The organism is Nitrososphaerales archaeon (assembly GCA_032906765.1).
GTDB lineage: Archaea > Thermoproteota > Nitrososphaeria > Nitrososphaerales > Gagatemarchaeaceae > DASPPF01.
On record JAJTZB010000004.1, the window covers coordinates 1 to 15,626 of the forward strand.

Sequence of the window (15,626 nt, forward strand, 5' to 3'; positions counted from 1 at the left end):
GCGGCGAGGATAACGAGTCTGGCCTATTCTCTGGTCAGAGGGTTTCTACTGAGCCTCTGGACGTGGCGGGTTAAATAGAGACGCTGAATGCTGGAGAGATGATAGAACTCTTAGCGAGGGCACTCGACGCTCTGGGCATCGCGGCAGGGCTGGATATCCCCACGCCTCCGGACATCGGCGCAGTGATCCAGCAGTTCGCACAGCAGTTCACTTCAATGGCGACGCTGGCCCTGACGACCGTCGACTCGGCCGTCATGGTGGTGGCGAGGCTGGCGTATGCCTCGATTCTCATGATTGGGCTCGTGCTCTATTACACGCACGTCGAGAGACGGCTGGGGAAGGACCTGATCAAGGGTGGGATACTCCTGGCGGTGCTCGCCGAGTTCGTCTTTCCCCTGATCAGTAGGCTCTGAGCCCGTACCTCAACAGTGCGACCGCGCCTCCGAATGCGGAAACCTGCTTCCCAAGCTCGAGAGACGAGTCGGCGAGGTAGACAGACCCCCTCCTGGCCTCGATCTCGTTGAGCACTTGGACAAGCTCCTCTTCTTCAATCCCGGCAGAGAAGACGTCGTCGGAGACGACGCATGCTTCCACCGCCCCTGAAGCTGCGGCCTCCTTCACGCGAGCCAGCGTGTATGCCACCTTCTTGTCGCCTGACGATATTCTCTTCACAGCCTCGTTGATGACCCGCTGCATCTCAACGAGGACCGAACCCTTCGCCACTTCTTGGAAACCTGGGAACCTCACGAGAGCCCTGACCCCGTCGGACCCGGTCAGGTCGAAGCCCTCCAGCAGATGCGGCCTGAGGGGCTTCCCTGCTTCCTGGACGAGCTGGTTCATCACTGCGTTCTTGGTGTGACCCGGCCCTGCAATCACAACTTCGTCCTCCTCCCTCGAGACCTGAGAAACGAATGCTGCGACCTTCGCGATGAACGGCCTCGGACTCTGCTCATCCGACATCTTCCCCCCGACCCCAGACTCGATCACCGTGAGGACAGAGAGGTGGGAGCCGCTGAGCAAGCCTACTCCTGCCTCGCGCCTGTCAACAGCCACGACAAGGAACCTCCCCGGCGTCGTCTTCGCCGAACTCACCAGCCTTGTATCCAAGGCGCTCCACCTCTGCTTGCGAATCGTGATGCCATGGCCTGGAGAAATCGTCACCGAGTGCGAACCGGCGCGGCTTACAGTTTCGTCTGAGGACTCGACGATTGTACCTCTGAGCCTTATCCTTTCCACACTGCTGTCGAGGTTGACATCTTCGACCGAGAGAGCGATTGTCACCTTAACCCGTTCGCCCTTGTCCGGCCTGGAGAACTCGTCCTCCCTCTTCATCACGCGCGAGCTGCGGGTGACGACGACGTCTCCCTTCCTGATCAGTCTGCGCAGGGTCCAGAGGTCGTCCGCCGACTCGACTGCGATAGAACACAGGCCGTGCTTGGGATTGAAATCAATGACTATCATCGGGCGCTTTACCTAACCTAGGCGAGAAAGCCCGCTGGCTTCAACAGTGGGATGAATCGCATTGGGGCTTAAAAGGAATGGGTGGCATGGATACTTGGCATGGATAGTGCCGTAGGGCAGGACATGCCCGAGCTCAAGCCTGTGGAGACTGGGCCTCTACCCGTCCCGACGACGGGACGCGCAAACCCGGCCGGTGAAGCAGGAACTACACGCCATGAAACAGGGGCTGGAAGCCCGCGGCCTCGGTCGTGGGAGGATGTCACTCTAGCCCGAGATCCCTGAACGTGCCGATTCGCACGTCGTCAGGGACGGCGTTGAGCTCTCCTGTCCTGTGGCCTATGATGCCCTTCACGCCTACCTTGGTCGCGGAGTCAACTAGGCGCTGCGTCACTATGCCGTCGAAGACCAGGAAGTGTGCGCCGCCGGCCGATTCCATCTTCTGGACCAGCTCGCTTATCGGATACCTTCCGACCTCCTGGAGTTTCTCGTCTAGCAATACGGCTTCGAGTGTTCCGTTCAGAGTCGGGAACATCTCGCGAGTCTTGGCGACGATCGGCTCTTCTGGGCCTTCTGCAGCCCTCTCTGCGGGCCGCTCGCGCTCCCTCCTGCCACCGGTTGCCGGCATCTCCCCCCGTTCGGCGCGGAGCATGTTGATGACGTCTATTGGGGTGAGTTCTTCGACCTCCTTACCCGGCGGCGCCCTGATCACCTTCTCGACGCGTACGACTTGAGCAAGCTCTTTCTCTATCAGGTCCCCGCCCCTGTCGCCGTCAAGCACTGCAATGAGCCTCTTCTTCTTCCCGAGTTCCTTGATTGAGTCTGGCACGCTTGTGCCTTCGAGGGCCACCACGTTCTCTATTCCAGCCCTCAGGAAGAGCACGACGTCGGCCCTTCCCTCCACGAGGAAGACCAACTCTGACGTGTAGACGCCCGGTCCTGCCGGCAGATTCTCGAGGCCGTAGTTGATCACCCTCGCCCTCTTTATTGACTCGGTCACGTCCTTGAGGACGTTGTCCCCTTCACTGGAAGTCTTGGAACTCCATTCCCTGACTATGAGCTTCGCCCTGTCGACTATCTGCTTTCTCTTGTTCGCCCTCACGTCCTCTATCCCGCCAAGCGTAAACCTGGCGCTGCAGGGACCCACCTTGTCGACACTCTCCACCGCTGCCGCGATGAGGGCGGCCGTCCCTATGTCAGTCGACATCGGGATGATTACCTCGCCGTGGGTCTTGTCGTTCTTCGACTCTAGGTTGATCTCTATCCTGCCAACTTTCCAGCTCTTCTGAAGCTCGTTCAGGTTCATCTCTGGGCCGAAGAGCCCCTCGGTCTGACCGAAGATGGCACCAATAACGTCCGCTCGTTCCACTACGCCATCTACGTCAATCCTCAGCCTTACCATGTACTTTACTATGCCTGAATCTGGCAATTGCGTTCATCTCGGTTTTTTATCGGATTAAGCGGCTTAAGCTTAACTTGGATTTCTGACGAAAATCGCGGGGATATAAACTCTCGGTTTGCTCGCTATGTTTCCATCGCTTCTGAGAAGCGGATCAGGTTCTCAACGTGCCTGAACACGCCTTTCGAAGCGGCAAGGAGTCTCCTCCGTTGGTCCAGCGAGAACGGGACGTCCCTTCGACGTAACTCCTTTGCGCACCTCGCGGTGAGCTGCCGGCCTTCCCTGTCAGAGTCGGTCAGAATCACCACGCCCGCAAGTTGTGGGAGCGCTTCGCCGCGCCTGCTGATGGACCTCATGGTGAGAATCCGGCCCGTGTATCCGATGGAAAGCAGAGCCATCGAGTCTCTCGGCCCCTCGACGAGCACTGCCCAGCCCTCCGAGGAGAGCTGATTGAGCTCCGCCACAAAGCCCCGCAGAAAGTCAACCATTTCGCCGAAACGCGTCTCGTCGGTTTTCTTCGTCTTTCTTCGCCTACCTTTGATTGTTGCCCGTCTCTGACGAGCCCGGATCATGTCCCAGCTTTGAGCGGGGAGCGTCACCAAGCCTCTTCAACGGGCAAACGGCCTTCGTCTGTCGCGCGTCTGGGTAAACCATCTGCTCATCAAAGCGTCTCCGCCTTCGCAGGTGGCCGTTTAACGCGCTGTAGAACGAAAGCCGTCTGGTACCCGGGAAGCGAAGTTCTATTTTAGCTGTTTGTGGAGCATCGTCAAGTCGAGTTCGAAGCCAGAGACTGGCACTTTCACCCCGAACGCCTCGAGCGCCTCTGGTTTTATCTCGCCTACAGCCCCCAGCTCGGCCTTCCCGAGGCGGACGACCGCCGACCTGCCTGCGGCGAATGCCCAGTGGCTTGCTTCCCTGGTCTCTGCTTCGCCTCCTGCAATCAAACGCGTGAGCGACTCCAGGTGCGTCTTCGCCTCTGTGTAGGATGCCTGTGAGTGCGCGATGAGGCAGCCCAGATGCCAGGCTTCAGAGGCGCTCCCCTCTGTCCTGGTGTAGACCCTCCCAATTTCGAAGACACGCTGAGGGTAGTCTTCCTTCGCGTTGCGCCCTAGGACGCCCATCAGCGAAGGCAGCAGGGAATCGCGCAGGAGAGAGTGCTCGAGGCTCTTCGGGCTCTCGACTGCTATCCTGTCCGCAGAAGGTCTGCCGAATCTCCCGTAGAGCGAGTCCTCGTCGACGAGTTCGTAGGTCATTAACTCGACCATACCTGAGCCGGCCATGATGTCAGAGACCTTGTCCAGAAACTGGTCGAACACGTTGAACACGCCGGGCTGGTTGCTCGGAGGGTAGACGGGGGTGATCTTCTCAATGCCGTACCCTAGCGCCACCTCCTCTGAGATGTCCACTTTGTGCAGTATGTCCAGCCTGTACCTTGGCACGAGGACCGTGTTGCCTCTGACGCCGAAGCGACTTCTCTCGAGGCACTTGACGGCCTGTTGCCTAGTGAGGTCCAACCCTGTCACGTCGCGGACGAGAGTCAAGTCAAAGGGAACTTCTGAAACTTTCAGGTCGGGTGTGGCGCGCCTCGCCTTCTGTTGCTTGACAACAACGGAGCCTATCTTGGCTCCGATGTCGGCCATCGTCGTGGCGAGGATTGCAAGGACATCGTCGACGATGCGCTGGTGTGTGCCAGTGACATCAATGAACACGTTCTTCGTCTTCTTCGTCAGCTTTGTCGCGTTGCCATTGACGACTGGTGGGAAGGAGAGCACGACACCTCTCGAATCTGTCAGCATCGGGAAGAGGCGGCCTCGCGAGACTATCTTGCCGTACTGTTTGCCCTGCTCGGTATCGGACAAGACCTCGCTGACATTCATCTGTCTCTTTCCGTCGAGGGGAGTGAACCTGAACGAATGGGGAACTGCCTTGTACTCGATCTGGTTGGTGAGAGCCTTCATGTCGTGCAACCCAATCGCAGCTTTCGCCCTCCTCCTCCCGAGTCCGTTATGCAAATCCTCCTGGAGCGAGATTAGCTGCCTGACGTCCTCTTCATCGAGGGTGAGCCCTGTGGCTGTTGCGCAGGCGATGTAAGGCCTGATGGAAGAGAGACTCCTGTCGACAGACACAGTGACCCCCGACGGGCGGACGGCGTAGTGTGCGAGTCCGACCTCTCTTCCCAGCAATCCTCTGAGTGCCTTCGCAATCCCAAAGTCCGTCCCGAAATCTGGTCTGTTTGGGCTGTACTCCACCCGCACGGAATTCCTGTCGAAGCCCTCGATGTCGAGCCCGAGGTACGGAAGTCCTTCGACTGCCCTCCTCTGGTCTGCTCCGACCATCCTGCTGAACCTCTTCAGCTCAATCCTAACTACGGGCAACTTCCACCCTGTTCCTGAGCCACGAAAGGTCGCTGCTGTAGAGGTCCCTGAGGTCGTCGAGGCCGTATCTCAGCAGCATCAATCGCTCTATCCCCGGTCCCCATGCGAGCACCGGCACCTTGACGCCGAGGGGTCGAGTCACCTCGGGCCTGAACACGCCCGAGCCACCAAGTTCAATCCAATCCTTGGCCACGTCGGAGTAACCCATCACCTGAAGCGATGGCTCCGTGTACGGGAAGTACGACGGCCAGAGCTTTACGTCCCTGAGACCCAGTTTCTTGTAGAACGCCGTCAGGAAACCCATCAGGTGTCTCATGTTGAGACCTTCTCCCACGATGATGCCGTCCATCTGATGGAACTCGGCCAGGTGCTTGTAATCGAGGTTTTCATTCCTGTAAACCTTGCTGACTGCGAACACGCGCGTTTCCCGGTTGCCAGACTCGGAGAGGGCCTTGATCGTCAGGACAGTGTTGTGGGTCCTCAGGAGAAGGCGCCTAGCCTCTTCAACGCGCCATGAGTACCCCCACCCGCGGCTGCCTGTCGTCCAGCCATCCTCGTGCGTCGAGGCAACGTTGCCCACCAATCCAGAGCGCCTGATTTTCCTGTCCTCCAGACCGGCGAGGTAGAAGGTGTCCTGCATCTCGCGGCCGGGGTGGTCCTGAGGGGTGAACAGAGCGTCGAAGTTCCAGAATGCGGGCTGAATGCTACTCCCCTGGAGTTCGGTGAAACCCATCGAGATGTACGTCTCCCGCACCTCTCTGATGAAGTCCCTGACCGGGTGCCGTCTGCCTGGGTAGAAGCGAGGAGCCTTGGCCTCCACGTCGATTGGCCTCAGGCTCTTCCCTCGCCAGCTGCCAGCTCCAAGGACCTCGGGGGTGAGCCTGTCGACGTAGTCGGTCTCCGCGGTGCCCGGCCTGGCCTTGAGTCCCGCCTTTGTTATCTCGACGGATACCGTTCTCTGCTCGCTCCTCCTCAGTAAGCCTCTTCTGAGGAGATCTCCGGCCATCTTTGCTTCCTCTTCGGAAAGTGAGCTCTCGTCAACCTGTCTCGAAATCCGTTCCATCAGAGACTGCAGAAGCTTCGGTCCCTCAGAGTCGACCACCCTTACGACGGGCGGGGAGGTCGTCTGGTCGATTGTTATCCACCCTGCGGCCCTAGCCCTGCCGAAGGCCGCCGAGTACTCCTCTGGCGAAAAGTCAGCCCTTAGCTGGTCGGGGGTCTTGGGAGTGGGACCCTGGCTCGCCCTCGTCACCAAGGTCAGTTCAGGGGGCGTCGTGCCCACGACCTCGAGCCTGCGCGTGACCGACTCGGATACAGCGAGGAGTTTCTTCGTTGAGAGCCATTCAATCGCCCGCCTCACCTGGTCGGGCTTGAGTTCGGATTCCTTGACTAGCGAGTCGAAGCCGAGCCTGCCGTGGCTAGCAAGCGCGGAAAGGACTCGCTGTTCGATGGGATGGAGCGTGGATGACATGCCCACAATATCACTTGCCCGACGAGAGGTAGCGCCTGCTCTTCTCCAGAAGATCCTTTGCGTCCTTCAGCATCGACGCGCGCTTCTTCCGGTGGCGCTCCAAGAAGCCCTTCACGAGGCCTGCCGCCTCCTGTTTGCACTCGCCGCACATCCTTATGCCTCCGGCGCATTCGTCGTATACTCGCTGCGAGTGCTCGTCGTTCAGGGCGAAGTGGAATCTGTACAGGTCGAAGACAGGACAGATGTCCGGCCTCCCACCCAACCGCCTCTGCTCCTCGATTGTATCTCTTCCGCCGGTGAACGCGCTGAGCACCTTCTTCGAGGCCGAGCTCGGTCCCTCGTCCAGGGTGAAACCGGAGTCTGGGACGCGCTTCGACATCTTCCCCCCGCCTGTGAGCCCCATCTCGAGCCTGTGGTAAATGGCGGAGGGCGGTATGAACTCGAAATCGTCCTTGTACTTCGAGGCGAGATCCCTTGTGAGTCTTATGTGAGGGTCCTGGTCCGCTCCGACGGGAACGAGGACCGGCTTTGGTCCGCCGAATTCCGGAAGCTGAGGCATCAGGATGTCCCCTGCCTGTATCAACGCAGAGAAGTAGAGGCCAATCTGCCTCTCGCCGTAAATCGCCTTCAACATATTGTTGGTCACCCCGCGTGAAAAGATCGTGGCAAACCGCATGACCCTCATCTCCTCGCTCTGTCGGTACACCACTGTCCTCTCCGGGTCGAGCCCGAGGGCGAGGATGTCTGCGACGTTCTGGACAGCGATCTTTGCGCTCTCCGCCAGCGACAGCCCATTGTCGCAATATGCTTCCACGTCGGCTATCGCGTAGTACACGGTCGCCTTCTTGGAGAGTGATTGGAAGAACACCATGTCGTCCGCGGTCATCTTGTTCCCGAGATGGAAGGTTCCGTCCGGCTTGATGCCACTCATGATCGCGAAGGGTTTACCTTTGTCGATTGCGTCAAGCGCGCGGGCCAGGTCGCGCTGCCCAAAGTCAATCCCACGGCTGAGGTGGGCGCTGAGTCTCTTGAACCTGGGAAGGAGCGGAGAGACCGGGTCTATGCCGAACTCGGCTTCCAGCCGCGTGTAGTCCTTGATTGTGCTGGTTCCCCAAGGATCCAGCCTGTCCTTCTCCACAATACTCTTGCCTGAAAGACCTCGGATTAAAGCCCTTTCGAGCGCGGGCGGCCCTCGGCGACCTTCAGCGGTGCTGTCGCCTCCCCTCCCTGTCGATTTCTCCCTGCCTGATTCTGGTTGAGGAGATCGGCTTGCCGTCTTCGTCGAGCACGAAATCGACGACGACAACCTGGAGAGGAAGGAACCCCTCCGAAGCCCTCACCTCGTTGGCGATAGACACCTTGGACGCCGTCTCCCTGCTCACGACTATGGCGTCGACTTCGGCCGAAGCGATGCCCGGGCCGAAGTGGTCCTCGAGCTTTGTTATCGCGTACTCGCGGCCCGGATAACGACCGTCGAGGTACTCCCTGAGGCGCGCTACCCGCTCCGCGAACGTCTGGTCGGGACTCTTTCCCTCCCTTTGCGCGAATGCGTCGGAGGTGACTCCGATCACGACCTTCTCCCCCGCCTCGAAGCTCTTCGAGAGCAGGGCCTCGTGCCCCCGATGTAGATGGTCGAAGGTACCCCCAGTCGCGACAGTCCTGAACTTCAAGAATCGGACGCCTCCGTGAGAATCACTTGAAATAGCACGAGATTCGGTGCTGACTCCGCCACTCAATAAAGGATTTGTGAGGTGGGACCATGACAACACCAGAGCAGTATCGGACCTCGGGCAGAATCACTAGAGGGGTCAGGGACGTAGTGATGGAGTCTGCGAAGCCGGGACTCGGCTACGTCGATATCTGCGAGCTCGTCGAGAGGGAGATAGTCAGCCGCGGTGGAGCACCGGCTTTCCCCACGGGAATAGGGGTGAACCATGTGACTGCCCACTACGCCCCGCAGGAGGACGACGAGTCGGTGTTCGGAGAAGGAGACCTGCTCAAGGTCGACTTCGGGGTTCACGTCGAAGGCTACGTCACAGACACCTCGGTGACGCTGACCTTCAACCCGGAGTACGAACTCCTCGCAGAAGCGACCCGGAGCGCTCTCAGCGCGGCTGTTGAGACTGTGAAGAAGGATCAAAGGGTCGGCGAGATTGGGCGCGCAATCCTTCGCGAAGCAAACCGTTTTGGTTTCAAGACGATTCAGAACCTGACGGGACACACTGTCGAGAGGTACGTCGTGCACGCTGGGAAGAGCATACCGAATCTCTATGTGCCGAACATGCCGTCCTTGAAGAAGGGCGAGGTCTTCGCTATCGAGCCTTTTCTCACGCTTTCGTCGGCAGCGGGCTACGTCGTCGACACAGCGTCGGTGACAATCTACTCCTTGGCCGTCAGGAAGATAACGGGTGTGAAGGGCCTCGACGAGTTCGTTTCCAGGATTTGGGAGGAGAGGAAGACGCTCCCGTTCACGCCCAGGTGGTACGTGGCAGAATACGGCAGGGGGAAGCTCGACGGGATTCTAAAGGAGCTGGTGCGCAGGAAGGTCGTCAGGTCCTACCCGATTCTGGTCGAGGCCTCGAGGAAGCCTGTGGCACAGTTCGAGCACACGATGGCGCTGGAAGACGACGGGTTGGTGGTCCTAACTTGACTGCTTCGGCGCCGCTTCCGCGTAGACCAGGCTGATTCTTGCAGTGTTGCTGCACTTGCTGCACTTCGCACCATCCTTGGTTATGTAGTCGCCGACTTGGAACGCCCGCTTCGTCTTCTGGCTGCAGACGGGGCACTCTTCTATGGTGTAGACCAGGAGCTTCGACTTCTTGTCCAGCGACGGGACAGAGCTCATCATTGCGCTACACCCAGGGTGTTGCCTATGCCGGCCACGAGAACTTCGTCACCCTCCTTCGTCTTCTCCTCGATTACCCGGTTGAGTATCTGTATCACCTTGTCGGAGGCCTCAGCTATCTCCTTCCTCATCACCGTGATGGCCTCTAGTATGGACTGCTTCACGAGTATCGCGTAGAGTGGTATCTTGTTCTTGGTTGCTGCCTCCTCTATCTGGAACTTCTCGACGCCGATTCCTCCTATCGCTGCGCCCACACCCTCCGCTATCTCGCCCGTCTTCTCTCCCTCGAGCTTCAGGGCGGCGTCTATCATGATTATCGCGCTCGGCTTCACGCCCATCTCCTCCACGACCTTCTTTATCGCAACCCCAGGCTGGCCGACGTAGGCCATCGGGCCCTCCGCCTTCACGACGTAGAGCTTCCTTCCCTTGTACTCCGAGATTGCCATCACTGTGTCCTTTGCGACCACCCTCTTCTCCTTCCCCACCATGTAGCGAGACACTATGACCGCTCCTATCCCGTCGCCCACGGGCTGGCCCACCTTGAAGGAGTCGACCGCGTTGAGGAGAGCGTCCGCCTCCTGGATTATCATCGGCATGAGCATCTGTAACTGCACCAGTGTGAAGTACGAGTTCGTCTTCTTCCCGAGTAGGTAGAAGTGCCTCACAATTTTGTGTATCTGGTTAAGCGCCGTGGCCACCTCAAGCAGGTTCTCGGAGATGGAAACCGTCACGGCGTTGCTCTGGCCTATCAGTGAAGTGACCTCCGCCCTCACCCTGTCGTTGTTCGTCGAGACGACGTGGTCCACCTTGCCGACAATGCCCTGGGGGTCCATGTCGACCGGCATGATCGTGACGTAGTCGAGGAACGAGTCTACCCTCTGGGTCGGGTCGGACGGAGCCTTCCCGACGCTCGTGAGGTATTCGATCGCCTCCTTCCTGGACTTGTCCTTCATGACCTTGAGCTTGTTGAGACCCCGGCCGATGTCGTTCAGCGCGAAGTAGACCTGTATCCTCGTCGCGTACAGCCCGTAGACGACGAAGAAACCGAGGCTCGCCATGTAGAGAAGCGTGTTTACATCAGAGCCGATCTGGAGGGGCAGCGAACTGACTACGGACAAATGTGTTCGAAGAGCCATCCAATCGTGCTCGGACTTAAACGTTGTGTGCTCTGGATACTGTTTTGGGATGTAGGAGTTGAGTTGGGCGCCGGCATCACCACTTCCCGAGCCCTTTCGGAACTCAGTAGCATGGCGACGACGCGCGGTTTGACTTTTCCCCCTCTTTCGAGTCTGGGTTCGGAACGAGTCCAGGTCGGACCCACGCGCTATGGCCGGCTAGTTCGCCCCCGCCCTCGACATCGGATTTAACCGTTTTGTTCAGTCTCCTGAACGTGAGCAGAATCCGTCTCAACTTGTCAGCCTTGCTAGGAACGGTGAAGCCCACCAGCCTCTCGAAGGCCGCCAGGCTTGCGTATCTCATCACTATGAGAACATGACTATCTCGTGTTGCTTTCCCTTCCCCGGCCCTTTGGTCCAAGTACACCCGAGACTCGATGCCGACACCATCGAGAATGCGCTGAATCGTCAGGAGGAGGAACCTGTCGGTGTTGGAAATTACCACGGAACGGATGTTGGCGTACCGCTTGACTCCGTTCTTGTCTTTATGGTAATACAACCTAGGACCTCCTTCGCCGTCGCTGAATCCTCGGACATGCCTCAGTTGTTCCGAAACGGGCCAGGTGAGCATTTCCCTGTAGGGCTTGGGTGGTGGATTGGGCATTCCCATCCGGGAATGAGTTGTCGTCGGCTGATAAGCCCCAATTCCCGTCTCAGCGAGAATGCGTGAATCACTTGCTTTATATTGTCAGAATCACCCTTCGGCATCGTGCAGAGGAAGCTCCTGGACATACTCGCATGCCCCATCGACAAACACTATCCCCTCGAGCTGCTCGAGTTCAACTCGAAGGACCAGCTCGTGGTGGACGGCGTCTTGGTCTGCTCGGAGTGCAACAGGTACTACCCAATAGTCGACGAGATACCAGTCATGCTCCCCGACAATCTCCGCGACAGGAAGGAGGACATCGCGTTCCTGGAGAGATGGAAAGGGAAGATCCCGGAGCGGGTGGCCCACGGCGGCAAGCCTTGGAGCCTCTGACCGAGGAAACGCTAAAGCCATGGTCTTTCGGCCTCGCTAGCCGTGTGGGGACGTAGCCCAGCTAGGCAGGGCGACAGGCTCCAGTGGTCAAACCAGAAGTTTGATGACACAGCAGCGTGGATGATTAGGCATTGGAGCTGCAAAAGAAACCTGTAGACCGCCGGTTCAAATCCGGCCGTCCCCATACATCAATCCGTCAGGCAGACGGCCGCCGCGTCTGCCCCTGACTCAATTGATTCCATTGGGAAGCTAAATATAGCGACACTCCCGAGTCGTTACGATGATGAGCGCCATCAGAACAGTCTTCTGCGCGTCACTGCTCCTCGCATTGCTCTTCATCACGCCGCTTGCTGCAACTGCAGCTTCTGACGTCGTGACAGTCGCTGTCTCCCCGACCACGGTGACTGGCGCTGGCATGTTCACCGTCTCAGGTAGCGTGACAGCGGCGTCCGGCAGCGTCGCCAGCACTGCGGTGTTCATCAAAGTCGCCAACCCGAGCGGCAACACCGCAACCGTGGGCAATGCCCCGGTCAACGGTAGCGGGCCCTCGGGCACCTTCACTAAGACGTTTACAGCTGGGGGGGCATCGCGTGGACGAGCGGGACCTTCACGGTGACAGCCTCATACGGGACTTCGAGCCAGGTGCCTGCGACAGCTTCCGGGACTTTCACGTACAACGCGCAATCGACCTCCACGACGACGTCCACGACGGTAACGTCGTCCACCGCCACTGGTAGCACTGCGACCGTGACTAGCACAGTGACCTCGACGACGACCTTGATCTCGACCTCCACCTTGACGACTACCACGGGCCAGTCATTCACGGTGAACGTGGGGAACCCCACACTGCTGGCTGCGGCTGTCCTCGTTGTGATGGTCGTTGTCGCCGTCGGTGTTGCTCTGGCCAGAAGAAGACGCTACTAGAACTACTTCACTTCTGCCGATATCATGTCTATCTTGGTGATGATTCCCTCTATCTTCTCTCCTGATGTCACCAAGACTGCGGGTACGAAGTTGAAGAGTGAGTAAAGGGCGTCAAGGGGGGTTCCTGCGTCGACGGTCGGGTAGCTTGGCTCCATGAACTTAGAGACGGGCTTCGCGAGGGAAGCGTGCGGGTCGGCCCCGTTGCTCAAGAGTGAGACTATGTGGCCCTCGGAGATGGAGCCCACGGCCTGGCCGCCGGAGAAGACAGGCAGCTGGGAGACGTCGTGCTTGCGCATGAGGCCTATGCACTCGGAGAGAGACGCGCTGGTCTGGACAGAAACCAGCGGCCTGGACATTACATCTGAGGCCTTCTTGCCTCCTTCCCTGATTTTGAAACGCAACGCCTCCGCTATGGCCTTCACTGTGCTAAAGGAGGGGTCGACCTGACCAGACTCTATCTTCGCTATGAGGGACTGGCTCAGGCCCGATACCTTGCCCAAGGCCGCTTGGGTCATTCCCAGCTGGACCCTTATCCTCTTCAGCTGCCTCGGCTCTATCACTGAAACGGACATCGAGGCGGGGTTTACTCGTATTCGTATATGAATTTTGATGCTGGGAGACTAATTAGTCGACGACTTGAATCTCGGCACGCCGTACACGCCATCGTACCCCGGGTCGAACTCTACCTCCCCCATCCTCATGGCAACAATGGCCTTCGCCACTTCAGCCTTGGTGACCTTTGACAGCGCCTCCTCGCCTGCGTCGATGAGCACTGCTAGCTCGTTCCCGAAGGCCTTGATCAGCTTGTCCTGCTCGTCGATGACGGCTTTGGCGTAGAGCCTGTTGACTCCTGTTGCGAATGAGATTACCTCGTACAGCGGGAGCATGCGCTTGAACGGGATTGCGGCCGCGGGCTCGTAGCCCTCCGGGCGGTCTGCGAGCTGTTCGACCCTCTCAAGGACGCCGACAGTCAGCTTCTTGCCGCACTTGGGGCACCTGTCCTTCAGGCGGATCGAATCGGTCGGGGAGAGGGAGACTCCGCACTTCCTGTGGCCGGAGAAGTGATACTTGCCGTAGGCTGGGTCAACCTCAATCGTGAAGAGGAAGCGCTCCCTGTCCTTGGTCCGCACGGCGTCGAAGACCTCCCTGAATTCGAGCCGGTCGAGCTCGAAGACGTTCGCCTCCCTTCCCAGTCGCCACGGGTTGGGGGAATGCGCGTCGGAGTTGGAGACCAGCGCGAGCCCGTCCAGGGACGAGAGGCGCCAGTTCATCGGAGGGTCGGAATTTCCACACCAGACTGGAATGCCATTTCTCCGAACGTAGACAACGTGGTTCGGGACAGATACACAGTAAACCATTCCGTCGAAGTCCACCCACGCTTCTGTATAGCCCTGCTTGCGTACGACTGACGGTGTAACACCGTGTTTGTTGTGTCTTAGGAAGTAGACCACCCACGCATCGTAGCGAGATTTGTATTTCCCATCGTTGAGGGCTTTCAGGGGCATTCCCTTCTTCTTCCCCAACTTGTAGTAGGCTGACATGCCAACCTTCAGTGCGATTTCTTGAAGGTCGTCACGCAGACGAATTGAGGTTGTCGTTGCCGAGAGGCCTTTGCCCGTCCTACCGTAGATGTGGCCGTCTCCTTTCAGGTAACTATCAAGTAGGACAGAAATCAGATGCTTGGACAGAGCTTTGATGTCAAGTGGAACGAATCTCTCATGGGAGTGGCCAAATTGTCTGAGAAACGAAAATAGCTGATAGTTCTTGACTCGGACTTGAAAGCGGCCCCTGTTGTCATTGACCGCGGAGCGGTATCCGAGCTCTTTGAACAAACGAACAATTTCGGACACCAGACGTTTGTTTGTGTTGGAAAGAACAACGGCATAGTCGCCGTTGTTGCCTTGGGTTGTGTGACCTTCTGCAAGCCAGAGACCGAAAAACCTCAACCATGGCTTGATTGGTAACCTCTTCTCAGGGATTTTTCTGAATCCGGAGTAGAAACGACTTCCGTGCCTTATTTGAACAGCAGGCAGCCTGAAGTACTTGCTTGTCTTCCCTTCCCAGCTTCCTCCTTTGCGGAATGTCTTTGATTTCCCAAAGAGAAATCTGGCCTCTTCAAGTCTGAAAGGTTTCGGCCCTCGCGAACCAAATTGAGTAACAAAGAGTCTGTGGTTCGGAGTAACACATAGGTCCACTCTCTTCGTGCGCAATCTGTACATCTTGCCGCGGTAACTGTTCTTGATGACGCGGAGGGGCTTTTGGTACTCTATCTTACCAAGAGATGGATTCAATGTACAAATTTCGTCGGCGTGGGTCAAGTCAGCGAACTTCTTCCAACCCAATCTGGTCAGGACTTCTGTCAGTTTATCGTAACATGAGAGCCCCGTCTCGATGGCGAATATCTTCCGGGATTGATCTTTGTAGCAGTCCTCCAAGGAGTCGAACCCCGACTTGCTCCCGAACACCGAGAACCAGGGAGTCCAGGCGTGAGCCGGAATCACGACGGTCGAACCTGATATTCCTGTAAGAATCTCGACGAGCTCTGCCGAATCGAGGCCTGTGAGCACTGGCCTTCCGTCCGACGCGAGGTTGCCGTACTTGGCGAGAGCGTCGTTCACCTGGGCCACCGTCTCGAGGTCGGGCGAGTAAATCAGGTGGTGCACCTTCCTCGGCTTGCCGTCCTGCTCGTAGACAGTGCTCACCTCCCCGGTCAACATCCAAGTCATTCCCCGGTACGTGAACAGGCCCGCGCCTGCAATCGGTTCCAGCTTCGTCCTCAGTTCCTCGAACCACTTCGGATGAGTGAAGTCGCCGGTTCCCAAAAGGTTGAGCCCCTTCGCGCCGGCTCCTGTTGCCAGATGTTCCAAGTCCATGTCCGCGCTCGTAGCCATCGAGTACTTCGAATGGAGTTGGAGGTCAGCGATGATTCGCATTGTCCTCGGACGAATTGAGTCGCCTAATTAACGGCGCGCATCTTGCTCGGTGGACACTGCTGGAGGA

Annotated in this window: 16 protein-coding genes, 1 tRNA gene and 1 rRNA gene; 4 read left to right on the forward strand and 14 right to left on the reverse strand. The window is 58.2% G+C overall.

What is annotated here, in order from left to right; all coding sequences use genetic code 11:
- Positions 1 to 98 precede the first annotated feature (98 nt).
- On the forward strand, positions 99 to 413 hold the full coding sequence (locus LYZ69_05000; protein MDV3277810.1) for a hypothetical protein: 315 nt from the start codon (positions 99 to 101) through the stop codon (positions 411 to 413).
- Here the strand turns inward: LYZ69_05000 and LYZ69_05005 are convergent.
- The 7 genes from LYZ69_05005 to LYZ69_05035 form a co-directional block, all read right to left on the reverse strand.
- Entirely contained in the window at positions 400 to 1,461 is a 1,062-nt protein-coding gene (locus tag LYZ69_05005; GenBank protein ID MDV3277811.1) for a hypothetical protein, read from the reverse strand. The genes LYZ69_05000 and LYZ69_05005 overlap by 14 nt on opposite strands.
- Positions 1,462 to 1,720: 259 nt before the next feature.
- On the reverse strand, positions 1,721 to 2,887 hold the full coding sequence (locus LYZ69_05010) for a DNA primase (GenBank protein MDV3277812.1): 1,167 nt from the start codon (positions 2,885 to 2,887) through the stop codon (positions 1,721 to 1,723).
- Positions 2,888 to 2,982: 95 nt separating this feature from the next.
- The gene (locus LYZ69_05015; GenBank protein MDV3277813.1) at positions 2,983 to 3,429 is read right to left on the reverse strand and encodes a toprim domain-containing protein; all 447 of its coding nucleotides are present in this window, start codon (positions 3,427 to 3,429) and stop codon (positions 2,983 to 2,985) included.
- 168 nt (positions 3,430 to 3,597) lie between these two features.
- The gene (pheT, locus tag LYZ69_05020; GenBank protein ID MDV3277814.1) at positions 3,598 to 5,232 is read right to left on the reverse strand and encodes a phenylalanine--tRNA ligase subunit beta; all 1,635 of its coding nucleotides are present in this window, start codon (positions 5,230 to 5,232) and stop codon (positions 3,598 to 3,600) included.
- Positions 5,219 to 6,703 (reverse strand): phenylalanine--tRNA ligase subunit alpha, encoded by a 1,485-nt coding sequence (locus LYZ69_05025; protein ID MDV3277815.1) that lies wholly within the window; start codon positions 6,701 to 6,703, stop codon positions 5,219 to 5,221. Before LYZ69_05025 ends, pheT begins: the two co-directional genes overlap by 14 nt.
- A gap of 10 nt (positions 6,704 to 6,713) precedes the next feature.
- The gene (trpS, locus tag LYZ69_05030) at positions 6,714 to 7,841 is read right to left on the reverse strand and encodes a tryptophan--tRNA ligase (protein MDV3277816.1); all 1,128 of its coding nucleotides are present in this window, start codon (positions 7,839 to 7,841) and stop codon (positions 6,714 to 6,716) included.
- A gap of 64 nt (positions 7,842 to 7,905) precedes the next feature.
- The gene (locus LYZ69_05035; protein ID MDV3277817.1) at positions 7,906 to 8,373 is read right to left on the reverse strand and encodes a pantetheine-phosphate adenylyltransferase; all 468 of its coding nucleotides are present in this window, start codon (positions 8,371 to 8,373) and stop codon (positions 7,906 to 7,908) included.
- 89 nt (positions 8,374 to 8,462) lie between these two features.
- On the opposite strand from LYZ69_05035, the gene map reads away from it, so the two are divergent.
- A complete protein-coding gene (gene map, locus LYZ69_05040) occupies positions 8,463 to 9,353 on the forward strand; it encodes a type II methionyl aminopeptidase (GenBank protein ID MDV3277818.1) in 891 nt (296 codons plus the stop codon).
- Here map and LYZ69_05045 read toward each other — a convergent pair.
- The 3 genes from LYZ69_05045 to rrf all read right to left on the reverse strand — a co-directional run bounded on the left by LYZ69_05045 (position 9,345) and on the right by rrf (position 10,886).
- Entirely contained in the window at positions 9,345 to 9,551 is a 207-nt protein-coding gene (locus tag LYZ69_05045) for a hypothetical protein (GenBank protein ID MDV3277819.1), read from the reverse strand. The genes map and LYZ69_05045 overlap by 9 nt on opposite strands.
- Positions 9,548 to 10,666 (reverse strand): DUF1512 domain-containing protein, encoded by a 1,119-nt coding sequence (locus LYZ69_05050; GenBank protein MDV3277820.1) that lies wholly within the window; start codon positions 10,664 to 10,666, stop codon positions 9,548 to 9,550. Before LYZ69_05050 ends, LYZ69_05045 begins: the two co-directional genes overlap by 4 nt.
- A gap of 83 nt (positions 10,667 to 10,749) precedes the next feature.
- A 5S ribosomal RNA gene (gene rrf, locus LYZ69_05055) occupies positions 10,750 to 10,886 on the reverse strand.
- Positions 10,887 to 11,432: 546 nt separating this feature from the next.
- Here rrf and LYZ69_05060 point away from each other — a divergent pair.
- Both LYZ69_05060 and LYZ69_05065 read left to right on the forward strand, forming a co-directional pair.
- Positions 11,433 to 11,702 (forward strand): Trm112 family protein, encoded by a 270-nt coding sequence (locus tag LYZ69_05060; protein MDV3277821.1) that lies wholly within the window; start codon positions 11,433 to 11,435, stop codon positions 11,700 to 11,702.
- 46 nt (positions 11,703 to 11,748) lie between these two features.
- Positions 11,749 to 11,886, forward strand: a tRNA-Trp gene (locus LYZ69_05065).
- A 65-nt stretch (positions 11,887 to 11,951) separates the two neighbouring features.
- Here the strand turns inward: LYZ69_05065 and LYZ69_05070 are convergent.
- The 4 genes from LYZ69_05070 to LYZ69_05085 all read right to left on the reverse strand — a co-directional run bounded on the left by LYZ69_05070 (position 11,952) and on the right by LYZ69_05085 (position 15,559).
- Entirely contained in the window at positions 11,952 to 12,236 is a 285-nt protein-coding gene (locus LYZ69_05070) for a hypothetical protein (protein ID MDV3277822.1), read from the reverse strand.
- Positions 12,237 to 12,271: 35 nt separating this feature from the next.
- Entirely contained in the window at positions 12,272 to 12,526 is a 255-nt protein-coding gene (locus LYZ69_05075) for a hypothetical protein (protein ID MDV3277823.1), read from the reverse strand.
- A 102-nt stretch (positions 12,527 to 12,628) separates the two neighbouring features.
- A complete protein-coding gene (locus LYZ69_05080; GenBank protein ID MDV3277824.1) occupies positions 12,629 to 13,198 on the reverse strand; it encodes a CBS domain-containing protein in 570 nt (189 codons plus the stop codon).
- Positions 13,199 to 13,246: 48 nt separating this feature from the next.
- Positions 13,247 to 15,559, reverse strand: coding sequence for a hypothetical protein (locus tag LYZ69_05085; protein ID MDV3277825.1), 2,313 nt, complete (start codon positions 15,557 to 15,559; stop codon positions 13,247 to 13,249).
- Positions 15,560 to 15,626: the final 67 nt, after the last annotated feature.

Coding starts and splice junctions, on each gene's coding strand:
- LYZ69_05000 (MDV3277810.1), top strand. CDS start 99: ATGATAGAACTCTTAGCGAGGGCACTCGACGCTCTGGGCATCGCGGCA.
- LYZ69_05005 (MDV3277811.1), bottom strand. CDS start 1,461: ATGATAGTCATTGATTTCAATCCCAAGCACGGCCTGTGTTCTATCGCA.
- LYZ69_05015 (MDV3277813.1), bottom strand. CDS start 3,429: ATGATCCGGGCTCGTCAGAGACGGGCAACAATCAAAGGTAGGCGAAGA.
- LYZ69_05025 (MDV3277815.1), bottom strand. CDS start 6,703: ATGTCATCCACGCTCCATCCCATCGAACAGCGAGTCCTTTCCGCGCTT.
- map (MDV3277818.1), top strand. CDS start 8,463: ATGACAACACCAGAGCAGTATCGGACCTCGGGCAGAATCACTAGAGGG.
- LYZ69_05045 (MDV3277819.1), bottom strand. CDS start 9,551: ATGATGAGCTCTGTCCCGTCGCTGGACAAGAAGTCGAAGCTCCTGGTC.
- LYZ69_05080 (MDV3277824.1), bottom strand. CDS start 13,198: ATGTCCGTTTCAGTGATAGAGCCGAGGCAGCTGAAGAGGATAAGGGTC.
- LYZ69_05085 (MDV3277825.1), bottom strand. CDS start 15,559: ATGCGAATCATCGCTGACCTCCAACTCCATTCGAAGTACTCGATGGCT.